The sequence below is a fragment of the Celerinatantimonas diazotrophica genome (assembly GCF_004339545.1).
In the GTDB taxonomy this organism is placed as follows: Bacteria; Pseudomonadota; Gammaproteobacteria; order Enterobacterales; family Celerinatantimonadaceae; genus Celerinatantimonas; species Celerinatantimonas diazotrophica.
This window is the reverse complement of the sequence record NZ_SMGD01000011.1, coordinates 640,878-666,485: the sequence shown is the minus strand read 5'-3', so window position 1 is coordinate 666,485 and position 25,608 is coordinate 640,878. Positions and strand designations below refer to the sequence as shown.

The 25,608-nt window shown below is 40.8% G+C and carries 19 protein-coding genes and 1 pseudogene; 17 read left to right on the top strand and 3 right to left on the bottom strand.

Annotated elements, in window-relative coordinates; genetic code table 11:
- Positions 1-7: 7 nt before the first annotated feature.
- From EV690_RS06060 to EV690_RS05990, 15 genes and pseudogenes are all read left to right on the top strand, one after another.
- On the top strand, positions 8-1,003 hold the full coding sequence (locus tag EV690_RS06060) for a glycosyltransferase (protein ID WP_131912025.1): 996 nt from the start codon (positions 8-10) through the stop codon (positions 1,001-1,003).
- Positions 1,004-1,006: 3 nt separating this feature from the next.
- Entirely contained in the window at positions 1,007-1,888 is an 882-nt protein-coding gene (locus EV690_RS06055) for a glycosyltransferase family 2 protein (protein WP_131912023.1), read from the top strand.
- Positions 1,885-3,117 carry an O-antigen polymerase gene (locus EV690_RS06050; protein ID WP_131912022.1) on the top strand — a complete coding sequence of 411 codons (1,233 nt, stop codon included), beginning with the start codon at positions 1,885-1,887 and terminating at the stop codon, positions 3,115-3,117. The genes EV690_RS06055 and EV690_RS06050 overlap by 4 nt, the downstream gene beginning before the upstream one ends.
- Positions 3,118-3,159: 42 nt before the next feature.
- Entirely contained in the window at positions 3,160-4,086 is a 927-nt protein-coding gene (locus EV690_RS06045; protein ID WP_131912020.1) for a glycosyltransferase family 2 protein, read from the top strand.
- Between the two features lie 9 nt (positions 4,087-4,095).
- Positions 4,096-5,163, top strand: a complete 1,068-nt coding sequence (gene rfbB / locus EV690_RS06040) for a dTDP-glucose 4,6-dehydratase (RefSeq protein ID WP_131912019.1) — start codon at positions 4,096-4,098, stop codon at positions 5,161-5,163.
- Positions 5,156-6,037, top strand: a complete 882-nt coding sequence (rfbA, locus tag EV690_RS06035; protein WP_131912017.1) for a glucose-1-phosphate thymidylyltransferase RfbA — start codon at positions 5,156-5,158, stop codon at positions 6,035-6,037. The genes rfbB and rfbA overlap by 8 nt, the downstream gene beginning before the upstream one ends.
- Positions 6,037-6,579: a dTDP-4-dehydrorhamnose 3,5-epimerase gene (gene rfbC, locus EV690_RS06030; RefSeq protein ID WP_131912015.1), complete on the top strand. Its 543-nt coding sequence runs from the start codon at positions 6,037-6,039 to the stop codon at positions 6,577-6,579. The genes rfbA and rfbC overlap by 1 nt, the downstream gene beginning before the upstream one ends.
- Positions 6,576-7,448: a dTDP-4-dehydrorhamnose reductase gene (rfbD, locus tag EV690_RS06025; protein ID WP_131912014.1), complete on the top strand. Its 873-nt coding sequence runs from the start codon at positions 6,576-6,578 to the stop codon at positions 7,446-7,448. The genes rfbC and rfbD overlap by 4 nt, the downstream gene beginning before the upstream one ends.
- A 10-nt stretch (positions 7,449-7,458) precedes the next feature.
- Positions 7,459-7,644, top strand: coding sequence for a sugar phosphate nucleotidyltransferase (locus tag EV690_RS06020; RefSeq protein WP_131912012.1), 186 nt, complete (start codon positions 7,459-7,461; stop codon positions 7,642-7,644).
- A gap of 129 nt (positions 7,645-7,773) precedes the next feature.
- Positions 7,774-8,904: pseudogene (locus tag EV690_RS06015) on the top strand (ISAs1 family transposase).
- A gap of 115 nt (positions 8,905-9,019) precedes the next feature.
- Positions 9,020-10,408 (top strand): undecaprenyl-phosphate glucose phosphotransferase, encoded by a 1,389-nt coding sequence (locus tag EV690_RS06010; RefSeq protein ID WP_131912010.1) that lies wholly within the window; start codon positions 9,020-9,022, stop codon positions 10,406-10,408.
- Between the two features lie 343 nt (positions 10,409-10,751).
- On the top strand, positions 10,752-11,096 hold the full coding sequence (locus EV690_RS18340) for a hypothetical protein (protein ID WP_224054907.1): 345 nt from the start codon (positions 10,752-10,754) through the stop codon (positions 11,094-11,096).
- A 138-nt stretch (positions 11,097-11,234) separates the two neighbouring features.
- Positions 11,235-11,825 (top strand): YjbF family lipoprotein, encoded by a 591-nt coding sequence (locus EV690_RS06000; protein WP_165872675.1) that lies wholly within the window; start codon positions 11,235-11,237, stop codon positions 11,823-11,825.
- The gene (locus tag EV690_RS05995) at positions 11,822-12,547 is read left to right on the top strand and encodes a capsule biosynthesis GfcC family protein (protein WP_131912007.1); all 726 of its coding nucleotides are present in this window, start codon (positions 11,822-11,824) and stop codon (positions 12,545-12,547) included. The genes EV690_RS06000 and EV690_RS05995 overlap by 4 nt, the downstream gene beginning before the upstream one ends.
- 15 nt (positions 12,548-12,562) lie before the next feature.
- Positions 12,563-14,659 carry a YjbH domain-containing protein gene (locus tag EV690_RS05990; protein ID WP_131912005.1) on the top strand — a complete coding sequence of 699 codons (2,097 nt, stop codon included), beginning with the start codon at positions 12,563-12,565 and terminating at the stop codon, positions 14,657-14,659.
- Positions 14,660-15,194: 535 nt separating this feature from the next.
- Here EV690_RS05990 and EV690_RS05985 read toward each other — a convergent pair.
- Entirely contained in the window at positions 15,195-16,361 is a 1,167-nt protein-coding gene (locus tag EV690_RS05985) for a nucleotide sugar dehydrogenase (protein ID WP_131912003.1), read from the bottom strand.
- 753 nt (positions 16,362-17,114) lie between these two features.
- Between EV690_RS05985 and poxB the strand changes: the two genes are divergently transcribed.
- Both poxB and EV690_RS05975 read left to right on the top strand, forming a co-directional pair.
- A complete protein-coding gene (poxB, locus tag EV690_RS05980; RefSeq protein ID WP_131912001.1) occupies positions 17,115-18,839 on the top strand; it encodes a ubiquinone-dependent pyruvate dehydrogenase in 1,725 nt (574 codons plus the stop codon).
- 391 nt (positions 18,840-19,230) lie between these two features.
- Positions 19,231-22,248, top strand: coding sequence for a DUF748 domain-containing protein (locus EV690_RS05975; protein ID WP_131912000.1), 3,018 nt, complete (start codon positions 19,231-19,233; stop codon positions 22,246-22,248).
- Positions 22,249-22,830: 582 nt separating this feature from the next.
- Here EV690_RS05975 and EV690_RS05970 read toward each other — a convergent pair.
- Positions 22,831-24,336 (bottom strand): DHA2 family efflux MFS transporter permease subunit, encoded by a 1,506-nt coding sequence (locus EV690_RS05970; protein WP_131911998.1) that lies wholly within the window; start codon positions 24,334-24,336, stop codon positions 22,831-22,833.
- Positions 24,329-25,558 (bottom strand): efflux RND transporter periplasmic adaptor subunit, encoded by a 1,230-nt coding sequence (locus EV690_RS05965; protein WP_131911997.1) that lies wholly within the window; start codon positions 25,556-25,558, stop codon positions 24,329-24,331. Before EV690_RS05965 ends, EV690_RS05970 begins: the two co-directional genes overlap by 8 nt.
- Positions 25,559-25,608 lie beyond the last annotated feature (50 nt).

Genomic DNA, 25,608 nt, shown 5'->3' with positions numbered 1-25,608 from the left:
GTTTAATGTGTGTGCAGTAATTGTCACATATTCAAATCGCTTTGGTCTTTTAAAGCAAGTAATTAAAAGTTGTATAGAAAACGAGATTTCAACTATTATTGTGGTTGATAATAATTCAACTTCTGAGAGTAAAGAGCAGTTAGTATTATTTGAACAGAAATATTCTAAAGTGTTACAAGTCATCTATCTTGATAAAAATTTTGGTTCTGCTGGAGGATACAAAATTGGGCTTCAGAGGGCTCTAGAACAGAAATGCGATTATATTTATCTGTTGGATGATGATAATAAACTAAAACATAATGCCGTTTCTAAATTAGTAGATGAATGGACTAAATTGGTAGATATAGATAATAAAGAGGAACAGCTAGCATTATTGTCATATCGTTCTGATCGAACAATTTATAAGGAGGCCATTATTAAAAATAATCCTAGCTATATTTTAGGAATGAAAAATAGTTTTTTGGGGTTTCATATTTTAGATATCCCTTTTAAGATTATAAAATTTATTAAGAAGAAGTTTATAAAAGTAGCTTATAGAAAAGATTGTGGAATTAATTCGGGAAAGGTGCTGGTAGCACCCTATGGAGGTATGTTTTTTCATAAGCAATTGATAAAAAAAATTGGACTTCCAAATGAATTATTTTTTGTTTATGCAGATGATTATGAATGGAGTTATAGAATACCTAATATTTATCTTGTTTTGGACAGTCAAATAGAAGATATAGATATATCTTGGAACTTAAAAAAAATTAGTAGCCCTTTTTATACATATCTTAATAATGGTTCTGATTTCCGGGTTTATTATAGTGTTAGGAATAGAGTTTACTTTGAGCAAAGTATTGTTAATAACAGATATAGTTATAGTATAAATAAGGCTGTATTTTTATTTTTTCTATTTTTTTATCGGAATTGTAGTAATAAATCTCGCTATGAAATATTTAAAAAGGCTGTTATAGATGGATTATCTGGTAATCTTGGTGAGACATTTGATATGGGTATATAATGTATGAAACTATCAGTTATTATGCCTACTTATAATAGAGTTGAATATCTGAAGCGCGCTATAGATAGTGTTTTTAATCAGACTTGGAAAGAAGGTGATATTGAACTAGTCATAGTTGATGATGCATCAACAGATGCAACTCAGGAATATGTTCTTTCTCTAGAAAATACTAACATAAAATATGTTAAAAATTTGGAAAACAGAGGAGGGGCAGAGTCAAGGAATATTGGCTTCAAATATTCTTCGGGCAACTATATAGCATTTATTGATAGTGACGTGATCTGGTATAGGAATAAGTTAGAAAGACAAATGCCAGTAGTTATTAGTAACCCTGATAAAATTATTTATTGTCAATATAGAAAGCAGAAGAAACGTAGCTGGACTACTCAGCCATCTTTTGTTAAAAATGGTTATATTTTTGATGACTTACTGTATCAAAACTTTGTTGATACTCCGTCAGTAATCATGAAACGGGAGTTTTTTATAAAAATTGATGGCTTTGATAAAGAACTGCCTCGTTTTCAAGATTGGGATTTATTTTTAAGGTTATCTAGAGAACATGAATTTTTGTGTATTAAGGAGCTGTTATATGATTCACTTACATTATCCAATTCTATATCGGCAGATCATATAGCTAGACTACGAGCTTTAACTATAATTTTTAAAAAAAATGAAAATTATATTATTTCTAATAAGACTCTTTTGGAACGTTTCATTGTCAAATTAGTTAATGCAAATTTGATTTGTGATAAATTTGAAAATTGTTGCTTAATTATCAATGAGTTTAATATAAGTAGTACGAAAAAAATAATTTTAAATATTTTGATTAAAATTTTTTATTTTCTACCCAAGGGGTTCTATAAACTACTTTATGGTTTAAAATGAAATATATTTATTTTACAATTAATACAACATCATTGCTAAGTTTAAACTTTATTGTTTGGGGAAGTGTTTCAATATTATATGCATTTCACTTGTCTGATTTATTGGGTAAAGTGAATGGCGAAGATGTATATTTCGCAGGTTTACTTATCCCGCTAACTTTTTTCATTGGTTATTTATCTTCTTTATTAATGTTGAATAAAACAAAAAAAATAAAGTTGAGAAAAAATATTGTGATAAATATCGATAAATTACAAAGAAAAACAAAGATGTTGTCATTTGTTTTTTTTATATCACTTATATTAGAAATAGCTTATTCTGGTTATATTCCACTTTTGTCTATGGTGCGTGGTGCAAACTTATCTCAATTTACTTTTGGTATACATGGTTTGCATGGTATGTTAATGAGCTTTGGTGCATTGCTCTCATTAACTTGGTTTCTTATTTTTTATGTAACAAAACATAAAAGTGCTTTAGTCTGGGTTTTTTTTATTTTTCTCCTATTTGCTTTAGTTGTTACTCGGAAAATGATAATTGTTTCTTTTCTCCAAATCGTTATTTTAATGTTTTTTTTAAGAAGAAATAATAAAATTGTATTGAAATTTATAATTTATGGTTTTTTGTTATTGCTAGTATTTGGTTTCATAGGAGATATTCGAACTGGACGAGAGTTATTCCTTTCATTATCTCATTTTAATGTACCATATCCAAATTGGCTCCCTACAGGGTTCGGATGGGTATATATTTATGTAACCACACCAATTGCAAATTTCATAAATGGTATAAGTATGATACATACTTGTTCATATGATCTGTCTTTCTTGAAGGGACTACTTCCAAGCTTTATTAGAATGTTTTTTTTCAAAATTGATAGTAATAAATTTGACAACGATTGGCAAATCTCTGGCGCATTTAATGTCGCAACCGGTTTTTTAGGCATTTATAAGTCATTTGGAATATCGGGGGTGATTGTATTTAATTTTCTATTAGGCTGGATATATAATATGATAATTTGCAGTGCAAAGAATTTAAATAACTTAATAACCGTCGTTGTTTTTTCAAATATTACAATTCTTCTACTTTTCACTAATAATTTTTTCAATTTAAATACTGTCTCTCAGATTGTTTTTGCTTATATGCTATTTGGGTTTAAATATAGATTTTCAAATGCTCAAAAATATTTTCAAGCTAGTGAATTTAGTGGTGTTTCAAAAGTTTTTGATAAGAGTTGATAATATTTTTATATTAATCAAGGGTTGAAAAATTATAAATTTATGAAATTTGCTATTATTATACCTACATATAATGCAGGTCAGTTTTTATCTAATTCTATTTGCACATTAACAAAACAGACAATATTTCCTTCTTGTTCCCAAGTGTATATCATTGATTCTTCTTCAAGAGATAACACTATTGATATAGCTAAAGAGGCCGGGCTAGATATATCAATAATTCCTTCTAGGGATTTCAATCATGGAGGAACTCGGAATATAGCTGTTGACTTAGTTGGGGAAGTAGATGTTATTGTGTTTTTAACTCAAGATGCATTCTTGAGTAATACTAGTTCTCTATATTCTATGATAAAGAAATTTGATGATCAGGACATAGGGGCTGTATGTGGTCGGCAAATTCCACATGATAATGCTAACCCCATAGCTGCACATGCTAGGTTTTTTAATTATCCAGATCAAAGCCGAGTTATGGGAAAAAATGATATCGCTGTTTACGGAATTAAAGCGGCATTTGTATCAAATTCCTTTACCGCATATCGTTCTTCTGTATTTAAATTCTTAGGGGGATTTCCTGAAGATGTGATTTTATCAGAAGATATGTATTTAGCTGCTCATATGATCCTATCTGGTTATAAGATCGCGTACGAAGCAGATGCTTGCGTTAAGCATTCCCATAATTATACTCCCTGGCAAGAATTTAAACGTTATTTCGATATAGGTGTTTTCCATAGCACTGAGTCTTGGATTCAAGAGAAATTTGGTGGGGCAGGGGGCGAAGGAAAGCGTTTTTTAATTTCGGAATTTAAATATTTGCTTAAACATGCGCCTATGTGGATTCCTCGAGCTTGTATTACTAATTTTTGTAAAATTCTCGGTTATAAATTGGGTAAAAATTATAAAAGGCTCCCCAAATCACTTCGGCCCAAGTTAAGTATGCATAAAGCATATTGGTCACAAAAAGAACGTTAAGAGGTTTCAGTGAAATTTTTAGTTACAGGTGGTGCAGGATTTATCGGAAGTGCTGTTGTTCGCCTTATTCTTGAACAGACAGAGCACTCTGTTTTTAATATTGATAAATTGACTTATGCGGGTAATTTGGAATCTATTCCTGATTCGCAGCGCTCAGAGCGATACTCTTTTGCTCGTGTAGATATATGCGATGGTAAGCAGTTGAAAGATATTTTTAGGGCTTTCCAACCTGATATTGTTATGCACCTAGCAGCGGAAAGTCACGTTGATCGCTCTATTGAGGGGCCGGGGGAGTTTATTCAAACTAATATCGTTGGTACTTATCAGCTTTTGGAAGTCGCTCGAGAGTATTGGTCGAGTCTTCCATCAGATCGCCAGTCGGTGTTTCGATTCCATCATATTTCAACCGATGAGGTATACGGTGATTTAGATGGACCGGATGATTATTTTACCGAACAAACTTCTTATGCGCCAAGTTCTCCGTATTCTGCGAGTAAAGCAAGCTCCGATCATTTGGTTAGGGCTTGGGGGCGAACTTATGGTTTGCCTGTTATCGTGACGAATTGCTCTAATAATTATGGCCCTTATCATTTCCCTGAGAAATTAATTCCACATATTATTCTTAACGCTTTGGCTGGTAAGCCTTTACCTATTTATGGACAAGGCAAACAAATTCGTGATTGGCTTTTCGTTGAAGATCATGCTCGTGCTTTATATAAGGTTGCAACAGAGGGAAAAGTTGGACAAACCTATAATATTGGTGGACATAACGAAAAGCAAAATATCGAAGTTGTTCATGCAATTTGTAAGTTATTAGAAGAGTTGGTTCCTGAAAAGCCTAAAGGCTTGAAGAACTATAAAGATCTGATTACTTTTGTTGCGGATAGGCCCGGCCATGATATTCGTTATGCGATTGATCCTTCAAAAATAGCCAGTGAGTTAGGGTGGATCCCACAAGAGACGTTTGAGTCAGGTCTTCGTAAGACAGTGCAATGGTATCTCGATAATAAGCAATGGTGGCAGCGAGTTCTGTCTGGGGAATATAAGTTGGCTCGCATAGGAGAACACCATGCCTAATTATAAAGGTATTATTTTAGCTGGCGGTTCAGGAACTCGCCTGCACCCTATTACGATGGGCGTTTCCAAACAGTTACTCCCTATCTACGACAAGCCAATGATCTATTATCCGCTTTCTGTGTTGATGCTTAGTGGAATTCGCGAGACCCTTATTATATCAACTCCGGATGATTTATCGAGCTTTCAGCGCCTTTTAGGCGACGGCTCTCAATTCGGTGTGCAAATTAGCTATGCTACACAACCGAAGCCTGAGGGTTTAGCTCAAGCTTTTACGATTGGGGCGGAATTTATCGGCCAAGATAATGTGTGCCTTGTCTTAGGGGACAATATTTTTTATGGGCAGCATTTTTCAGATAAGCTTGATAATGCTGTGCACCGTAGCGAGGGGGCGACTATTTTTGGGTATCATGTTAATGACCCTGAACGTTTTGGCGTCGTCGAATTTGACCAGAGAGGTAAAGCGCTCAGCATAGAAGAAAAGCCAGCTGAAGCTAAATCGCCATATGCAGTTACAGGACTATATTTTTACGATAATAATGTTGTCGATATAGCTCGTCAAATCAAACCATCCGTCCGGGATGAGTTAGAAATCACGGATGTGAATAATATATATCTCGAGCGTGGTGCTTTAAACGTGGAATTACTAGGTCGCGGCTTTGCATGGTTGGATACTGGCACTCATGATTCATTGCTTGCCGCTGGTGATTTTGTTCAGACTGTTGAAAAACGCCAAGGGCTTAAAGTCGCTTGCTTAGAAGAGATTGCGTACCGTAAAAGTTGGATAACTCAAAGGCAGCTTGAACAAAGAGCGAATCAATTTAGTAAGACAGGATATGGGCAATATTTACTTAAAGTATTAGATGGTTATAAATAATGAATGTAATTGAAACGAAGTTATCAGGCTGTGTCATTATCGAACCTAAAGTGTTTGGTGATCATCGTGGTTTCTTTTTAGAGACATTTCAGGCAAAACGATACGCTGAAGAGGCAGGAATTATGTTGCCGTTTGTTCAAGATAATCATTCGCGCTCAACTAAGGGGGTTTTACGAGGTTTGCATTTTCAAAAAACAAAGCCTCAAGGGAAGTTAGTTCGAGTGGTTCGGGGGGAAGTATTTGATGTCGCTGTTGATATTCGCCCAGAATCAAAAACATTTGGTCAGTGGGAAGGCGTGATTTTATCTGAAGAAAATAAAAAGCAGTTTTGGGTGCCGCCTAGTTTTGCCCATGGTTTTGTGGTGCTATCTGATACAGCTGATTTTGAATATAAGTGTACTGATTATTATGATCCTTCGGATGAAGGTTCAATTGCTTGGAATGATCCTGATATTTCGATTGATTGGCCTTTTCATGAGAATTTAAACCTCTCAGAGAAAGATTTATTAGCTCCTTCGTTTAAAGAGTTCTGTAACTTATGAAAGTATTGGTGACTGGTGGTAATGGGCAATTAGGGCGATGTTTACAAGATCGCTTGCAGTACACTGATTATGAATGGCAAGCGCCAGATCAAAGTAACTTAGATATTACCGACAGGTCAGCGATAGCCACTTATTTTAAAATATTTCAACCTGATATCGTCATAAATGCAGCAGCTTATACAGCTGTTGATAAAGCTGAAAGCGATCAAGAAAATGCTTATTTAGTAAATGCTACAGCTCCAGGATATTTAGCTGAATCGTGTCAAACCGCTGCTATTCCACTTATTCACATATCTACGGATTATGTGTTTGATGGAACAGCAACTGTCCCATACAAGGTTTCGGATCAGACTAATCCTCAGAGCGTTTATGGAAGTACTAAACTAGTAGGAGAGCAGATTGTACAGTCTACTTTGAGTGAACATATTATTATTCGCACTGCTTGGGTCTTCAGTGAATATGGTAATAATTTTGTAAAAACAATGTTGAGGCTAGCTAATTTTCATCCTGTTTTAAAAATTGTCGGTGACCAGTATGGATGCCCAACTTATGCAGGTGACTTAGCTGACGTCATCCTTAAGATGGTTATGCAAGTTCAGTTTGGTCAGAAACTTTGGGGACTTTACCACTATTGTGGCGATCAAATTACCAGTTGGCATGGTTTTGCTAGGGCCATTTTTGATGAAGCTAAGCGACAAGGTATTATTGATAATATTCCTCAATTAAGGGTGATTAATACAGATGAATACCCTGTGGCTGCGCAGCGTCCACAATATTCTGTATTAGATTGTCAGTTAAGTTTTGAAAATTATCACGTTGAAATTGCAAATTGGCGTAAGGCTCTAACTCGAGTTATCAACAAAATTTGAGGCATATTTAATGACTTTTTCTGTAATTATGAGTGGGAAAAATGGCAGTCGTTTATGGCCGTTATCTCAAAATGCTTTCCCAAAGCAGTTTCGATCACTCAACTATTTTCAAATCACCTGGCAGGATATGGTTCTCGTAGCATTGGATTCGCAGGGAAACCGCATGAATATCCTTGATTTTAAAGGGTTGAGCTAAGAACAGAATTCTCTATATTATCTCGATTGTTATTGACTGCGCTCTCATGTTTTTACATTGATAAAGGATTAATTTGTAGATCATTTTCATTGTTTTCTAATGGTGTCGTACTCAAAACGGAGCCATCTTATGACCAGCTTAGCGAACCCATTTATGCATTTTTCTGCGTTAACCGATTACTGACAAACGGGCAAAGTGACCCATAAATTATCAGATATTATTTTACTGACGGTTTGTGGTGTTTTATCGAGGCAAGAGGCATGGGAAGGTATCGTTGATTTTGGTGAAATGAGACGAGGTTTTCTCAATCATTATGGCGATTCCTCAGCGGGTATTCCATCGGCCGATACAGTGGCGAGAGTGGTGGGTTTACTCAATCCGAAAGAGTTCCAATCGGCGTTTATTGATTGGATGAAAGGCTGTCATGAGCTAACGAAAGGCGAGGTTGTTGCCGTTGATGGAAAGACCATGCGAGGGTCTTACAACAAAGCCAAAGGCCATCAAACAATCCATATGGTTAATGTGTTTGCGACAGCGAATGGTGTTTGCTTAGTTCAATCCAAAGTGAACGAGAAAACCAACGAGATCACTGAGATACCTAAGTTACTGGAAATGTTAGATATTACAGGATTTTTAATCACGATTGATGCGAAGGGTTGCCAACGTAAAATAGCGCAGAAAATCGTGGATAAAAGCGCGGATTACTTATTTGCCGTGAAGGGAAATCAAGGAAGTTTAGAGCAAGCTTTTAATGATTATTATCTCCCCTCGATGTTGAGCAAGTTTGATGCTGATAGTTATTTAAATCAGAATAAAAGCATGGTCGATTAGAGATTCGATGTGCGTTGGTCAATGAAGATTTGAGTGTACTAAGTGATTTTGAGTACTACGAATGGCTGAAATTAAATGCATGGGTATTATGGTCAACGTAAGACAAGAAAGCGAGCATGCCACAGAGAATGATGTATCGGTAGGCTACTCCATCAGCTCAAGAAAGTTGAGTGTAGAAGAGCTACATAATGCGAGCAAAAGTCATGGGTTAGTGGATTCAATGCACTGGCAATTGGACGTGGGCTTTAGAGAAGATAAATGTCGCATTAGAGTGGACGATCGAGCCGAAGAATTATCGAGGATCTGGCAGGCTTGTTTTAACTTCTTAAAGCAAGAAACGAGTGTGAAAGGTGGCATTCAGCGTAAAAAATGCGTTTTGCGATGGATGAAAACTACTTAAGTAAAGTAGTCCTCGAAAGCCTTGAATGACGGGAATGTTCCTGTGGTTTCCGTGGCAAACACTGGCTATATTAGATTTGTTGCGTAAACAATATGGTGTACTCAATATGATTATTTTAATAAAAGTTATGATATTTAGAGGAATATGAATAAGTTAATTTATAATTGGCGTGCTAATATAGGCGTTATCACTCGGTTGATAGATTTTGTAGTTATTCTATCCTCCACATTAGGAATAGCTCTTGAATATAATCATCTTCCTATATCTATGTATTTGCTTGGTATTGGAACTATATTGATTTTTTATTTAATATCTGAATTCCAACATTTTTATGTGTCATGGAGAACAACTCCTTTCCTCTCTGAAGCATGGCAAGTCACTATTATTTGGTTTTTAAGTGCTTTTATAAGTGTTAGTATTGTAACTGTTTTAGATCACAACTTATTCTATGGTCGTCGGCATCAAGTATCTTGGTTTGTAACGACTTGGCTCGTGTTGCTTGTTTACAGATACATAATTCGTAAATTATTACGCTCTTTTCGTATAAATGGTCATAATATTCGACATGTGGCTATTGTTGGTACGGGAGAATTAGCTGGCGAACTAGCTGAACGAATTCGAAGTAATCCTTGGATGGGATTAAAAATAGAATATTTCTATGATGACAATTTAAATGTATATAGTAATAAAGCATCGCTTGGAGATGTTTATGATTTGGAACAGTTAATTGATGATGCTCGTGCGAAGAAGTTCGAACGTGTCTATATTGCCCTACCAGTTACTCATCAAAACTGTATTAGTAATCTTTTAAAAGATTTAGCTGATACTGCTTGTACTGTTTTGTATGTCCCAGATATATTCACATTTGAGTTGCTGAACTCTAGAGTGGATAATGTTGATGGGTTACCAGTTGTCAATATTTACTCAACACCCTTAAATGGGACAAACCGTATCTTAAAAAGAATTTTTGATTTGATTGTCGCCGGAGTCATATTGTTAATTATAGCAATCCCTATGATTGCTATAGCTCTTGCCATTAAATTAAGTTCTAAAGGGCCTATATTCTTTAAACAAACTCGCTATGGGATTCAGGGTAAGCCTATTAAAGTTTGGAAGTTCCGCAGTATGACTGTTATGGAAGATGGCAATATTGTTACTCAAGCGAAGGCTGGAGATAGTCGGTTAACTCCAATTGGAGGTTTCCTAAGACGGACATCTCTAGATGAATTACCTCAATTTTTTAATGTAATTCAAGGGAGTATGTCAATTGTTGGTCCTCGTCCTCATGCGGTTGCTCATAATGAAATATATCGAAAAGTAATTAATGGATATATGCTGCGACATATGGTTAAACCAGGTATTACAGGATGGGCTCAAATTAATGGTTGGCGAGGAGAGACGGATACAGTTGAAAAAATGGAAAAGCGTGTTGAGTATGATTTGGAATATATTCGCAATTGGTCAATTTTTTTGGATATAAAAATTATATTTTTAACTATTTTTAAAGGTTTTGTCGGTCGGAATGTTTATTGAATATGTATGAATTTTGAATGCAAGATACATAGAATGTGTGAGTCTATATAAGAAGCTCCCGGGTTCCATTTCCTTCCACCCGGGCTACGGTGATTTGTGTTTATGCAGCCTAGTAGGAGTGAAGTGGATGCCGGGGATTATTGGTTGTTTAGGTAATACTCCTGGATTACGCTGCGCTTCATCCGGGCTACGGAATGATAATTAATAATGCCACTGCCCAACGACTTCATTACCCATCAATCACTTATCTTTTCAGTGTTCAAAGAATATTCACTAGTAGAGCAAGCTTTTTTGCTCTACTATTGAGTATGCTCTTAGCATACACGTGTAAAAAGGAGTGTTTATGAAAAAAAGTGCAATTGCTGCCTTGTTAGCTGCGGTTTGCATGGTAGCGACCCCTGCGTTCGCAGCGGGTGCTGCTGCTGGAGCTAGCGGTAGTGCTGGCAGTAGCGGTGCCGGAGCGGGTGCCGGAGCGGGTGCCGGAGCGGGTGGGACTGCTGGTGCTGGTGGCGCTGCTGCTGGTGTTGGTGCCGGTGTTGGTGCCGGTGTTGGTAGTATGTCTGTCGCCGTAGGGGTTGGTGCAGCCGCCGCCGCTGCGGCTGGTGTCGCTGCTGTAGCGAGCAGCAAGAACTCTACCTCAGGAACTAGCGGTACTGCAGGAACTACAGGTACTACAGGTACTAATTAATTGCTATTTCCTAAATAATAGGGCCAGTTTTGCTGGCCTTTCTTCTTTTCCTTTAATTGCTAATGGACTATGCTTAAAAACTTAATCTGCATCATTTCTCTTGGGATATTGGTTTCCGGTTGTAGCAGCGAAAGTCGGATGGCTTTTCAAACTATTCGCGATGCTATGACGACACCTTCGGATGTGACTATCTCGCCTGCGCAATTATATAAACTTCCGTATGCTGCCAGTTATGCTCGATTAGGAGACAATGCTCGTGCTTTAATTATCTTGGCCTCTGCTAAAGGTGATGAGCGTCTTTGGGTGACCAAAGAAAAGGAGGCATTAGTGACTCGTCATGGTCGAATTATTCGCACTGATGACTTAAAAAAAGCCAATTTTTCGCTGCATTTTACATCAGCTGACCCGTTAGCTGGTGGGCTTAAAGGTATTGCTGAGCATCCCAAGGCAGAAGGTTTTGTCGATTTTATGCCTGGGTATCACTATGGTCTTCCATTTAAGGCCCAATACAAAGTCGTCGGTCAACAGACTATATCGATTGCAGGTGTTCAAAAACAATTGACACAAGTTGATGAGAGTTACTCTGTACCAACACTCGATTTCCATACGGTGAATCATTATTGGCTGGATAGCCATGGGCTCGTTTGGCAGTCGCGTCAGCAATATATTCCTAAATTGCCTGCTATTCATTTGACCTTACTTAAAGCTTATCGACAGGATTTAAAATGAAAAAGTTGACTCAGCGATTGCTTCTATGTTTTTGGGTGGGACTAGTCGGTTACTCTCATGCAGGTGATTACACGTTGGATGTTTCAACAAAGGGGCAATTTGTGAAACCGCAAATGTATCATGTTGCGCCAGGGACTCGTATTGCTGCCGTATCCAGCCATTGGCAACTTAAAAAAGATGCTTATCCACTGGGGATTGCTTTAACTCGTGAACAAGATAAACGAGAGCAGAGCCGTGTGCGTTGGGCACTGCAATATCGTTTGCAAGATATGCATTTGGCTTCAAAAACCCGTACTTCTCTATATCGTCAAATCACTAGTTTTGTCGTAACCGGGCGGGTTTTGTGGCAATTTGAATGGGATATTGTCGGGGTTAAACCTCAGCAGAATCGTCCCCTTTTGCAAGGTGATACATTTATTGCGCCAAAGCGTCCTTCTAGCATCATCGTGGGTGGTGCGGCAAAAATTGCCAAATTGCCGTTTAAAGGCGGTGTGACGGTGCGTGATTATATGCAATTAGTGAATCGTTTACCTGGCGCCGATCCGAGTGATGTTTGGGTGATTACGCCGGATACTAAAATTCGTAAAATTGGGGTGAGCTATTGGAATGCCCAAAAAGCTTATTTAGCGCCGGGTAGCGTGTTATATGTTCCTTTAAGTGGACATCAAGATTTTAATGATTCAATGGCGCAGCTCTATGCGGCGCAGATCCTCCCTTATTAACTCGGTTAATTCGCGATGCAGTTATATAAAGTATGTCTGGCAGCTGGCTTGCTGCTTCCAAGTTTCTGGGCCTATGCCGGGTGGACTGACCCTGTTACCCCATCACGTAACGATTTTGGCGCGATTGGTTTAATACAGATGCCAAGCGCTCGAATGGCCCCCGATGGCGATGTGAGTTTTAATTATACGCGCATTGATCCTTACATCTTTGGTACTGTGAATTTACAACCGCTACCTTGGCTTAATGCATCCATTCGTTACGTCAATATTACTAACCGTGCTTATGGCCCTGCCTCATTGTCTGGTAATCAACACTATAAAGATAAAGGGGTCGATGTTAAATTTCGGTTATGGAAAGAGGGTTATTATACCCCGGATATTGCTTTAGGGCTGCGCGATTTAGGTGGGACTGGGTTATTTTCATCCGAGTTTATTAATGCCACCAAGCGGGTTGGACCATTTGATATCACTTTAGGCATGGCTTGGGGCTATATGGGCAGTGCTGGTGATATTTCAAATCCTTTATGTCATGAATCAGACAGATTTTGTACAAGAAGCTCCGTTAATAATATTGATGATACTGGGAACTTTAGTTTTTCTAACTTCTTTAGTGGGAAAAAAGCTGCGATTTTTGGCGGTATTGAATATCAAACCCCTTGGCAACCTTTAACGCTCAAAGTCGAATTAGATGGGAATAACTATCAGCATGAACCGAAAAATAATAATCAGCCGCAGTCTTCACGTATTAACTATGGCTTAAATTTTCGAGCCACTCCTTATATGAATTTGCAACTTGCTTATGAACGAGGTAATACCTTGTCGTTTGGGGTGACTCTACATACTAATCTCACCAAAGATGTGGTTGCGTTAAAGCATGATCCGGCACCAGAGCCACTTAAAACCGCGGCAATAAATCCAGCTGAAACAGATTGGGATAAAGTGGCCAAGGAGTTATCAAACAATGCGGGGTTGAATCCGAAGTCGATTTATAAGAGCAAACATGGTTTAACAGTGGTTGGCCAGCAGACTAAATATCGAGATCGACGTAAAGCCGATGAACGTACTGCTGCAATTGCCTATAATGCAACTAATGAGCGAACTCGGCAATTTCGGGTGATTGAGCAAAATCAGGGGCAGGATATCACCGAAACCCGGATCAGTCGCGAGCGATTTAAAAAGATTCATGATCACGATTATGACTTTAACAAGCGCCCAGAGCTTGCCTATGTTGGTAATACTGAGCCCATTCAAGGCAAACAAGTATGGCATCAAAGCTATAAACCGTTGAGTTTCTCTTTAAACCCGGGGCTTAACCAGAGTATTGGTGGGCCAGATGGATTCTACCTCTATCAGGTGATCCTTAAAGGTGGGGCTAAGCTACAATTGACCAATAATTTTAGTTTGAGTGGTTCGATTTCGGCCAATATGTTCAATAACTTTAATAAGTTTAAATACGATGCCCCTAGTAAATTACCCCGAGTGCGAACTTATATTCGTGAGTATTTAACTACATCTAAATTTGGTGTGAATGACCTGCAAGCCACCTGGTTTGGTCATCCGACTACCAATTTGTATACCGAGGTATATGGTGGGTATCTCGAATATATGTATGGTGGGATTGGCGGTGAGATGCTCTATCGGCCTTTGGGTAGTCGTTGGGCCATTGGCGCCAACGTCAATGCGGTCAAACAGCGTAATTTTGATGAGCGTTTTGGCTTTAGGGATTACCATACTGTAACTGGACATCTGAATATCTATTATCAGATGCCGTGGGATGGTATTACCGCTGAGTTAGATATTGGCCGTTATCTGGCAAAAGATAAAGGGGCTACATTAACCGTGAGCCGCGAGTTCTCGAATGGTTTTATTATGGGCGCGTATGCAACGTTAACCAATGTCAGTAGTGAAGATTACGGCGAAGGGAGCTTTACCAAAGGGGTTTATATCTCCTTCCCACTCGATCAGATCACGACCACATCTACTGTAGAACGCGGTTCAGTTGGTTGGACGCCGTTAACTCGTGATGGTGGGCAGAAATTGATTCGTAAATATCACCTGTATGATGTTACCGAACAGCGTGGTTTTAATGAGGTTCAAGCTCGAGATTATTAATCAATAATGAATGAAGAGTTGGTTTGACAAGCAAAAGGCCCGAAAGGGCCTTTTTTGTATTTACTATTTGCCATGTAGCCTAGCAGTAGCGTAGCGGATGCCGGGGTTTGTGGGGTGATTTAAGGAATTTCCCGGGTTTCATTGCATTCCACCCGGGCTACGAATGGTTTGTGTGTTGATGTAGCCCGGTAGGAGCGAAGCGGATGCCGGGGATTGTGCGTTGGTTTAAGAAATGTCCCGGGTTTCATTGCATTCCACCTGGGCTACGGAGTGGTTTTTGATTTTATGTAGCCCGGTAGGAGCGAAGTGGATGCCGGGGTTTGTGGGGTGATTTAAGGAATTTCCCGGGTTCCATTGTATTCCACCCGGGCTACGGGGTGGTTTGTGTGTTTATGTAGCCCGGCAAGAGTGAAGCGGATGCCGGGAATGTAGGAAATGTTCCCCGAGTTCCATTACATTTCACCCGGGCTACGGGATGATTTGTGTGTTGATGTAGCCCGGCAAGAGCGAAGCAGATGCCGGGACATGGACTTTATTAATCTGCCCCAAACAGATCACGGGTGTAGACTTTATCGGCCACGTCTTTAAGCTCATCGCTCATCCGGTTGCTGACGATGACATCGCTTTGTGCTTTAAATTCATCTAAATCACGGATGACTTTGGAGTTGAAAAACTCATCTTCTTGCAGAACGGGTTCATAGACAATCACTTCAATCCCTTTGGCTTTGATCCGCTTCATCACACCCTGCATGGCGGAGGCGCGGAAATTATCAGAGCCCGATTTCATAATGAGACGATAGACGCCAACAACACTTGGGTTACGTTCGATGACTGAGTCCGCGATAAAATCTTTACGTGTAGTATTGGCATCGACAATTGCTCGAATCAGATTGTTCGGGACTTCATCGTAGTTGGCCAATAATTGCTTGGTATCTTTCGGCAGACAATAGCCACCATAGCCAAATGACGGATTATTGTAATGGCTGCCGATGCGTGGATCTAAACCGACGCCTTGGATGATCTGCTTAGGATTGAGTCCTTTACTTAAGGCATAGGTATCAAGCTCATTAAAGTAGGCCACTCGCATGGCTAAATAGGTATTAGCAAATAATTTAATCGCTTCTGCTTCGGTGGCATCGGTAAACAATACAGGAATATCTTCTTTAAGCGCCCCTTCAACGAGTAAATTCGCGAATACTTGAGCTCGTTCACTTTGTTCGCCAACGACGATGCGTGAGGGATATAAGTTGTCGTAAAGCGCTTTGCCTTCACGTAAAAACTCTGGAGAAAATATAATATTATCGCAATTAAATTGCTGTTTAATCTCTTCGGTATACCCCACTGGAATGGTTGATTTGATCACCATCACGGCTTTGGGGTTAATCGCTAAAACCTGCTTGATGACTGATTCAATCGAGCTGGTATTAAAATAGTGGGTGTCGGGGTCATAATCGGTCGGAGTCGCAATGATGACATATTCAGCATCATGATAGGCTTCATTGGCATCCAATGTCGCGGTAAAATTAAGCGCTTTATTGCTTAAAAATTCTGATATTTCGTGATCGACAATGGGCGATTGGCCCCGATTTAATTGTTCGACTTTTTCTTTTATAATATCAACGGCAACAACTTGATGATGTTGTGCCAATAACATGGCATTGGATAACCCGACGTAACCGGTTCCCGCAATCGCAATTTTCATAAATAAACTCTTGTTATTAATTGTGTTAATTCTTTAATCATCACAGATGATAGCTCACATCCAAAGCACTGCAAATTATACGCTAGAGTAAAGACGTAATGTGTCATTTCTATCAAAAATACCTAGGGACTGTTGACCTTTTGTGATTAGTTTTGCAGAAATCTGAGAGAGATTTAGGCAAGGCAAACGTTGTGCCGTGTAGTTATTCTCCACAAAGAACGTTTAACGCTGGATAAATTCCTCTCAGATACTGCCCTTGGGGTTCATTTAAACGCATCCTGAACTTTGTTGCCCCCGGCTTGCTTCACTCATTAAGCGTCGCAGGGGGCGCCGCGTTCAAAATGCGTTTAATTTGAACAAAATTCAACCACCAAAGGTCAACAGTCCCTAGTCTGCTATAAGATTCAGGTGACCACTTTTGCTCCTCGAATAATTAATAGTTTGATCTAGATCACAGTAATGATATGATAAAGGCATAAACACCGGCACAGTGCACTGGCGTCTACCTGACTCCTGTGAATTGGGCCAGCATTTGGTCAAACGCGGCTACAATGCGACCTAATCCTGCGCGATTAGCCAGGGCTTAACGTTAGAGTATGTCTACGCTAACTGATTGAATATATTTAGCTTACTCATTTTAATTTAACATGCTCTAAAGATAGTATCGATACTATCGTCAGCGTTCTGCGATTGAGGGTTCTCTCCCGACTGGTGTGACATAGTTTTCCCTATACATCGATAAAGAGGATCGCAATGAAACAAAGTATTGCCGATTACATCGCCGAAGTGCTTACACAAGCAGGCATTAAACGAATTTGGGGGGTCACTGGCGACTCATTAAATGGTCTGAGTGACAGTTTACAGCGTCGTAAAGAAATCGAATGGATGCCGACCCGTCATGAGGAAGTTGCGGCATTTGCCTCGGGGGCTGAAGGGCAATTAGACGGTAATTTAGTCGTTTGTGCGGGTTCTTGCGGTCCAGGTAACATGCATTTGATTAACGGCCTGTTTGATTGCCACCGTAGCCATGTTCCGACCTTAGCAATTGCCAGCCATATTCCCTCTGCGGAAATTGGTTCCGGTTATTTTCAGGAAACCCATCCTCAAGAGCTTTTCAAAGAGTGCAGTGTGTATTGTGAGCTAATTAGCAATCCTGAGCAGATGCCATATGTTCTGGAAATTGCGATGCGCAAAGCTATCTTAGAACAAGATGTTGCTGTCGTTGTGCTGCCTGGTGATGTGGCGCTGCAACCTGTACCTGAAACTGCCAAAGTCAAATGGCGGACCCCTAAATTACCTGTTTTAACCCCATCTGATGATGCTTTAAAAGAAGTCGCAGAGGTTTTAAATGGGGGCAATAATATTACTCTATTGTGTGGTGCTGGCTGTAAAGGGGCCCATGATGAAGTGGTTAAATTTGCTGAGACGTTAAAAGCGCCGATTGTGCATGCAATGCGCGGCAAAGAGTTTATCGAATACGACAACCCATATGACGTCGGTATGACTGGGTTAATTGGCTTCTCATCGGGTTATCATGCGATGGAAAACGCTTCAACCTTAGTGATTTTAGGGAGTGCATTCCCATACCGCAATTTCTATCCCGATGACGCAACGGTTATTCAGTTAGATATTAAATCAGGGGCGCTGGGGGCACATACTCAGATCGACTATGGTCTGGTGGGTGATGTAAAAGAAACCCTCAACAAACTGACACCCATGTTGCAGGTTCGTCAAGACCGCCGTTTCTTAGATAAAGCGCTAGCGCATTATCATGAAGCACGTAAAGGTTTAGACAAACTGGCCAATGAAACCACCAAAAAAGGGGTGATTCATCCGCAGTACCTCACGCGCCTGTTAAGTGAGAAAGCTAGCGATGATGCAGTATTTACCTGTGATGTAGGGACTCCCACCGTTTGGGCGGCTCGTTACCTTGAAATGAATGGCAAACGCCGCATTCTTGGCTCATTTAACCACGGATCTATGGCTAACTCTTTGGCACAATCGATTGGTGCCCAAGGAATGGATCGCAACCGCCAAGTGATCGCGATGTGTGGTGATGGCGGATTAAGCATGTTGATGGGGGATCTGCTTACCGTCAAACAGCTGAATTTGCCCATTAAAATTGTGGTATATGATAACCACTCATTAGGTTTTGTGGCGATGGAAATGAAAGCCAGTGGTTTTTATTCGCGTCATACAGATCTTGATAACCCTGATTTTGCGGATGTTGCTAAATCATTGCATATTGAAAGTGCATCAGTCACTAACCCAAGTGACTTGCCAGCAGCAGTCGATCAGATGATGAGTAGTAAAGGTCCGTTCTTGTTAGCTGTTCGTACTGCAAAACAAGAATTGGCAATGCCACCGAAAGTGAACTTTGAGCACGCTAAAGGCTTTAGCATCTATATGATGAAAGCAGTGCTTAATGGCGATGGCAGTGAGTTGGTTGAATTGGGTAAAACGAACTGGCTGCGTTAAGCTAATGAATTTTTGATTGCAAAGGTCGCTTAGCGGCCTTTTTTGTTTTTGGCGAAAAGAGCCCCGAGTTCCATTGCATTTCACCCGGGCTACGATGGTGGTTTGTGTGTTGATGTAGCCCGGCAGGAGCGAAGCGGATGCCGGGGAATGGTAGGCGTTTGGGGAAATGTTCCCCGGGTTCCATTGCATTCCACCCGGGCTACGGGATGGTTTCGTGTGTTGATGTAGCCTGGTAGAAGCGAAGTGGATGCTGGGGAATTGCTAATTTCCCCAAGCTTATGTCGCAATCCTCGGCGGTATAAAATCCACCAACAAAAAATGCCATCAATTTCCATTAACGAACTAAATTTTTGATAAAATTATTATATTCATCGCGCAGGGATGGTACGACATGTTTAAATCAGCCTATAAAAAATTTAAAAGCTTTCCCATCTGGCTAAAAATCACATCCTATGGCGTCATCTTGTATGGGATATATCTGATTCTCCTCGGGTTAGTTGCGCCATATGTGATTCAAACTCAGCTACCGAGCGCGTTGCAAACGATGTTGGGACGAGAGGTTTCCTTGGCTAAGGTCAGTATTAACCCATTTTTGCTACGAGCCCGCATCGATGATTTAAGTGTTGCTAAGAGTGAGAGTTCAAAGAAACTCTTTGCCTTAAAGCGTTTGGAAGTAGAGGTCAATTTTTGGCAAAGTCTGTTGACTTTGAACCCTACGCTTTCCCACATTAATATCGATGCGCCCGATGTCATGTTTTCGCGGCAACAAGATGGTTCGCTAAGCTTTCAAGATATTCTCACTCGGTTCGCTCAAAGAGCAAAAAAACAACCTAAAGAAACCCATGATGATGGCAAAATCTTTGCTTTACGCATTGGTAAAATTAGCTTATTGAATGGTCAGTTTGCCTTTACTGATTCAGCTACTGGCACCCATCTGCATTATCAAAAGCTTCATTTTAATTTGAATCATTTTGATACGCGGGCTTTAATTTCCTCTCATCAAACTGACAAACCACATAATAAATTTGATTTAAAGCTCACCGGCCAGCAACAAGGTCAGATGAATTTAACCGGGCAACTGCAGTTATCACCATTTAAAGCAGTGGGGCATTTAAGCGTGCAACGCGTGGCGTTAACACCCTATTGGCAGCTGATTCAGCCTTATATCAGAGCTCAGTTCGCCCACGGGACGTTAACTACGAAGTTGCTGTTTGCTGTTAATGTTCAAAAAAATGGTCTGCAATGGCAACTCAATGATGGCTCGTTAGCCCTGAATAATTTGCAGTGGCAAGATAAAACCCAGCCCAAGGTTTCGTTAGCGCATATAAAACTGTCACATATCAATGCCTCAAGTGCCGATAAAAGCGCGAGTATTGGGCAAGTTGTGTTAAGCAAGCCTCAGGTTGAGGCCGTACTTAAGAATAACAGCTTAGATTTGGTGCGTTTGTTTACGCCAAAATGGCCAGCTTCGTCATCGACTAAAAGCGCTCCCTCTCAAGGTCAATCAGCAGCACCTTGGCAGGCATCGCTTGACCAAGTTTCGCTAGAAGATGGCTCAGTGAGTTTGGTCGATGATGATTTTGGTCAGGGGACGCGTTGGGATATCAAGAAAATCTCCTTGAAAACTGGGCAGTTATCGAGTGATCTGAGTCGAGCTATTAAATACCAGCTGAGTTTAGCGCTAATGTCGCCATCTCATCAAAATGCCGGGCAATTATCGAGTTCTGGCGAGATTGTCCCCCAGACGCAAAGTGTTCGCGCCAAGTTAAAATTAAGCGATTTCGATCTCACGACACTAGGTGCGTATATTACCCCTTATGTGAATATTCAGCTTCACAGCGGTCAGTTATCAAGCGTTGCCCAGTTGCGCTTTAGTCCGAAACAACAATTTGATTATCAGGGGAACTTGGCTCTGACGCAACTGAGTATCGACGATAATGTCACTGACAAACCTCTTTTAAAATGGCAGAAAATGGCGATTAATTCGGTACATTTTTCCCAAGCGAAAAATATACTGGATATTAAGCAAATCCAATTGACCAAGCCGTTTTTGCGTGTTGTTGTGACCCCTAAACGGCAAACTAATTTGAGCCATTTGTTGGTCAGCCATCAAGCTGCCAAACCATCTTCTCACCAAGCTAAAGAACCACCGCAAACTGCTGCAACGAAATCGGCGGCAAATCCACTGAAAATTAATATTGGAAAAATTAGCTTAAGCCAGGGGCGTGCTTTTTTTGCGGATCGGTCAATTACGCCAAACTTTGCGTCGGGAATTGATTCACTCAATGGTGATATTTCACATTTATCATCGAAACCTGGAACTGTTGCTAAGGTTCATCTCAAAGGTGCCATTGATCAATATGCACCCGTGACGCTCAGTGGGGAGATCAACCCACTGCTCAAACAGCCTTATTTGAATTTGGATCTGAACTTTAAAAATGTCGAGCTGGTGTCGGTGAGTCCCTATTCGGGGACGTATGCCGGATATTACATCGATAAAGGACAGCTGGATTTAGGCCTGAATTATCAGCTCAAAGATAATCAGTTATTGGGTAAAAACCACATTGTGATCAACCAGCTACAGCTTGGTAAAGCGAGCAATTCTTCGAAGGCAATGAATTTGCCGATAAAGCTAGCGATAGCGTTGTTGCAAGACCGCCATGGTGTGATTGATTTAGGAGTACAGGTTTCTGGGGATGTGAATGATCCATCTTTTGGCGTCGGGAGTATTATCTGGGCAGCAATAAAAAATGTGATTACCAAGGCGGTGATGTCACCCTTCTCGCTATTGGCCAAATTGGTTGGTAGCGATCAGCAGCTAAATTATGTGGCTTTTGCACCCGGGCGAGCCATGCTTGATAAAAGCGAGCAACAACGTCTCGATAAGTTGGCCGAGGCATTGAAAAAACGGCCTAAATTAAAAGTGAATGTCCGTGGTAGCGTTAATTTGGCACAAGATGCGCTAGCGATTAGCGAGTTTAAACTGAAACAGCAATTGTTAAAAGTTAGTGGCCTGGCAAAACTACCTAAAGATTTAAGTGCCAGCCAATTTCCTATGCAAGGGCCATTAGTGGACGGATTGGATAAGCTCTATACCTCGCAATTAAAAAAATCGGTTAAAGCAACGCGTAAAAAAATTGTGGCACAGATAAAAGCTCAACAAGGTGGCAAAGAGCCATCTGCAGAGCAAGTTACGACAGCCGTGCACATCAGTATGTATAATCAGTTGATTAAAGTGCAGAAAGTGCCGAAAAGTCAGTTGCAGAATCTGGCGCAAATTCGAGCCCAGCAGGTTAAATCATATTTAGTTAATCACGACAAAATCGATCCTGACCGGATATTTTTGCGCAATAGTAAAGCTGAGCTGAAAACAGACAGTACGAAAGTTAAATTGCAGATCACTGAATAAACGGAAGCTTCCGGATGTTTTTTGAATTTATGTAGCCCGGCAGAAGCGAAGTGGATGCCGGGGATTGTTGGTTGTTTAGGAAATGTTCCCCGGGGTTCATTGCATTGCACCCGGGCTACAGAATGGTTTGTGTGTTTATGTAGCCCGGTAGAAGCGAAGCGGATGCCGGGATTGTGCGTTGGTTTAAAAATTCCCCGGGTTCTATTTCATTCCACCCGTGCTACGATATTGTTGGTGTTTATGTAGCCCGGTAGAAGCGAAGCGGATGCCGGGGATTGTTGGTTGTTTAGGAAATGTTCCCCGGGTTCCATTTTATTCCACCCGGGCTACGAGATGTTTTTTGAATTTATGTAGCCCGGTAGAAGCGAAGCGGATGCCGGGATTGTGCGTTGTTTTAAGAATTCCCCGGGTTCTATTGCATTGCACCCGGGCTACGAGATTGTTGGTGTAATGTAGCCCTGCAGAAACGTAGTGGATGCTGGGAAAGGTGGTAGATTTAAGGATGTCCCGGGTTCCATTGCATTGCACCTGTGCTACGAGGTTGTTTGTGTTTATGTATCCCGGCCCATCGGCCGGGGTTTGTTAATGAGCTCTAAAAAATGGTGGTTTGGTAAACCAAATGATCGTGAGTAGCGCAATAAACAACCAGCCTAAAAAGTAAAAATAGTCGATCGTCGACATCATCATGGCCTGCTGCTCAATCAAGTGACTGACCTGTGCCAGTGCACTTTGGGTAAAACCGCCAAGGCGATCTAAATAGCTCTGGGCATTTGGGTTATATGCATTGATATGTTCATTAAGCTGCGCATAGTGGAATACTTCGCGGCGATCCCAAATCCAGACACTTAATGAGGAGGCAAAGCCACTTCCCAAGACCCTGAGAAACGTTGCCAATCCAGCCCCTTCAGCTAAATCTTTTGTTTCTAAGTTAGACAGCAGAATAGTTGTCAGAGGCATAAAAAATAACACCACACCAAGCCCCATATATCCTTGCACTAACGCCACATAGAAGAAGCTCACATCGGTATTAAAATTCGCCCGTAGGAAGCACGATGAGCTAATCGCAATAAATGAGATCGTCACTAAAACGCGCATATCAAATTTAGGTGCATATTTGCCCACAGCCGCAGAGGTTAACAGCGGAATAATTCCCATGGGGGCTGAGGCGAGTCCTGCCCAAACCGCTGTATAGCCTAAATTTTGTTCGAGCCATTGCGGCAAAATTAGGTTGATGGCAAAAAATGCTGAATAACCAAATACGAGCGCGATGGTTCCCACGGCAAAGTTTCTATCTTTAAATAGCCCTAAATTGACGATGGGATGCTCGGCAGTAATTTCCCAGATCACAAATGCGCAGAGGGCGAGCGTTGCGATAGCGGTTAAGGCTACAATAAAGTGTGACGAAAACCAGTCGAGATTATTGCCTTTATCTAGCATCACCTGCAAGGCGCCTACGCCGACGACTAATAGGCCAAGGCCTACATAGTCTACTGGTGTTCTCACTTTTTCTTCTGGACGGTCTTTGAGCTGCGTATAAACCACTAGGGTGGCGATGACCGCAATGGGGACATTGATGTAAAAAATCCAGCGCCAAGAGTAGCTATCGGTGATCCAGCCACCGGTAATTGGCCCAACAATGGGCGCAACCACTGTCACCATTGAGATGACAGCCAGAGCAAGTGTGCGCTTGTCTCTTGGAAAAATAGCCATCATTAGTGTTTGCGCCATAGGGAATAACGGCCCGGAGCAAAATCCCTGTACAGCGCGATAAAAGATAAGTTCACTCATCGAGTGCGCGGTCCCACACATAAATGAGCTGGCCGCGAACAATACAACTGAGACTAAAAATAGCTTGGTTTCGCCGATCGTTCTTGCCACCCATCCGGTTAAGGGTAGGGCGATAGCGTTACAGACAGCAAATGAGGTGATAACCCAGTTACCTTTATCGGCTGAAACCCCCATGTTCCCGGCAATCGTTGGTAGGGCAACATTCGCAATGGTGGTGTCCAATACTTGCATGAATGTTGCCAAACATAGACCAATTGCCGCCAGAACCAGGTTCTGTGGGCGAAATTGGTCATTACTCATGATGGTTGGTTTCCTTAACTGCTTTCAGCGCTTTTTCAGCATTGATACCATTGGCGGTCAGAATTTTAGCAATCAAATGATTGGCTGATTCTAATTGATTGTTATAAATATTGGTGCTGAAACGCGGTTTGGTTAATGGCTGTTTTGAAAGTAATGGGCCACTATTTTTAGTTAAATGGACTGTAACGTAACTTGACAGACCAATTCGCAGTGGATATTTATCCAGGTTCTTGCTGTTTAATGCAATGCGCACCGGCAATCGCTGGACAATTTTAATCCAGTTGCCAGTGGCATTTTGTGCTGGCAGTAAGGCAAAGGCACTCCCGGTACCAATACCCAAACTTTCAACATGGCCGCTGTAGTGAACATCGTCACCATAGAGGTCCGTGGTGATATCAACACTTTGGCCAATGCGCATATCTCGTAGTTGGTTTTCTTTAAAGTTAGCGTCAATCCAGACTTGGTGTAAGGGGACAATAACCATTAATTTGGTAGCAGGTGTAACCTGTTCACCAACCTGTGCTTGGCGTTGCGCGATATAACCATCAACAGGGGCTTTAATGGAAGTGTAGAGCTGATTCAAATAGGCTTGTTGTAACTTGGTAATCGCACTTTTGATGGCTGGATGCTTTTCAATGGGAACCCCTTCTGTCAGGGCTAATTTTGCTTTTAAAGTCTGTTTGACTGAGATCAGTTCATTTTTTGCTGATGTCAGCGCATCACGATAATGATTGAGCTCTTCAACTGAAATGGCACCTTTATGGGCCAGTTTTTGTCGCCGCTTGTAATCGGCTAATGCCTGGCGGTAATTCACTTCTTTGATTTCTACCTGAGCTCGATAATTGTCGACATCACTATATAAACCGCGGGTCTGGCGAACGACATTGGCCAAATTTGCCTCAGCATTATCTAAGGCAATCGACGTTTGATTGTCATCTAGCGTCACCAGAGGTTGACCTTTTTTCACAAAGTCACCATCTTCGGCATATACCTGAGTAATGGTGCCGTTGATTTGGGATGAAATATCATTGAGATTACCATTGACGTAAGCATCGTCAGTGGACTCATAGTAACGCCCATAAAGTTCGTAATAGCCAAATATACCGGCTGCAATCAAAATAGCCACTGTTAATAACATCAGTAGCAGTCGTCTGCGTTTTTTGATACGATTAGGGGTATGTGGTGCAACTGTATTTTCTTCTAGCTCAGTTGAGTTAGCCATAATTTGTAACCATTCAAAAAATTTTAAAGAGATAACAAAGCGTTGCTCAG

Bases quoted from the DNA above. Each gene is read 5' to 3' on its own strand.
- EV690_RS06055 (WP_131912023.1), top strand. From the start codon at position 1,007: ATGAAACTATCAGTTATTATGCCTACTTATAATAGAGTTGAATATCTG.
- EV690_RS06050 (WP_131912022.1), top strand. From the start codon at position 1,885: ATGAAATATATTTATTTTACAATTAATACAACATCATTGCTAAGTTTA.
- EV690_RS06045 (WP_131912020.1), top strand. From the start codon at position 3,160: ATGAAATTTGCTATTATTATACCTACATATAATGCAGGTCAGTTTTTA.
- rfbA (WP_131912017.1), top strand. From the start codon at position 5,156: ATGCCTAATTATAAAGGTATTATTTTAGCTGGCGGTTCAGGAACTCGC.
- rfbC (WP_131912015.1), top strand. From the start codon at position 6,037: ATGAATGTAATTGAAACGAAGTTATCAGGCTGTGTCATTATCGAACCT.
- rfbD (WP_131912014.1), top strand. From the start codon at position 6,576: ATGAAAGTATTGGTGACTGGTGGTAATGGGCAATTAGGGCGATGTTTA.
- EV690_RS06020 (WP_131912012.1), top strand. From the start codon at position 7,459: ATGACTTTTTCTGTAATTATGAGTGGGAAAAATGGCAGTCGTTTATGG.
- EV690_RS06010 (WP_131912010.1), top strand. From the start codon at position 9,020: ATGAATAAGTTAATTTATAATTGGCGTGCTAATATAGGCGTTATCACT.
- EV690_RS18340 (WP_224054907.1), top strand. From the start codon at position 10,752: ATGAAAAAAAGTGCAATTGCTGCCTTGTTAGCTGCGGTTTGCATGGTA.
- EV690_RS06000 (WP_165872675.1), top strand. From the start codon at position 11,235: ATGGCTTTTCAAACTATTCGCGATGCTATGACGACACCTTCGGATGTG.
- EV690_RS05995 (WP_131912007.1), top strand. From the start codon at position 11,822: ATGAAAAAGTTGACTCAGCGATTGCTTCTATGTTTTTGGGTGGGACTA.
- EV690_RS05990 (WP_131912005.1), top strand. From the start codon at position 12,563: ATGCAGTTATATAAAGTATGTCTGGCAGCTGGCTTGCTGCTTCCAAGT.
- EV690_RS05985 (WP_131912003.1), bottom strand. From the start codon at position 16,361: ATGAAAATTGCGATTGCGGGAACCGGTTACGTCGGGTTATCCAATGCC.
- poxB (WP_131912001.1), top strand. From the start codon at position 17,115: ATGAAACAAAGTATTGCCGATTACATCGCCGAAGTGCTTACACAAGCA.
- EV690_RS05975 (WP_131912000.1), top strand. From the start codon at position 19,231: ATGTTTAAATCAGCCTATAAAAAATTTAAAAGCTTTCCCATCTGGCTA.
- EV690_RS05970 (WP_131911998.1), bottom strand. From the start codon at position 24,336: ATGAGTAATGACCAATTTCGCCCACAGAACCTGGTTCTGGCGGCAATT.
- EV690_RS05965 (WP_131911997.1), bottom strand. From the start codon at position 25,558: ATGGCTAACTCAACTGAGCTAGAAGAAAATACAGTTGCACCACATACC.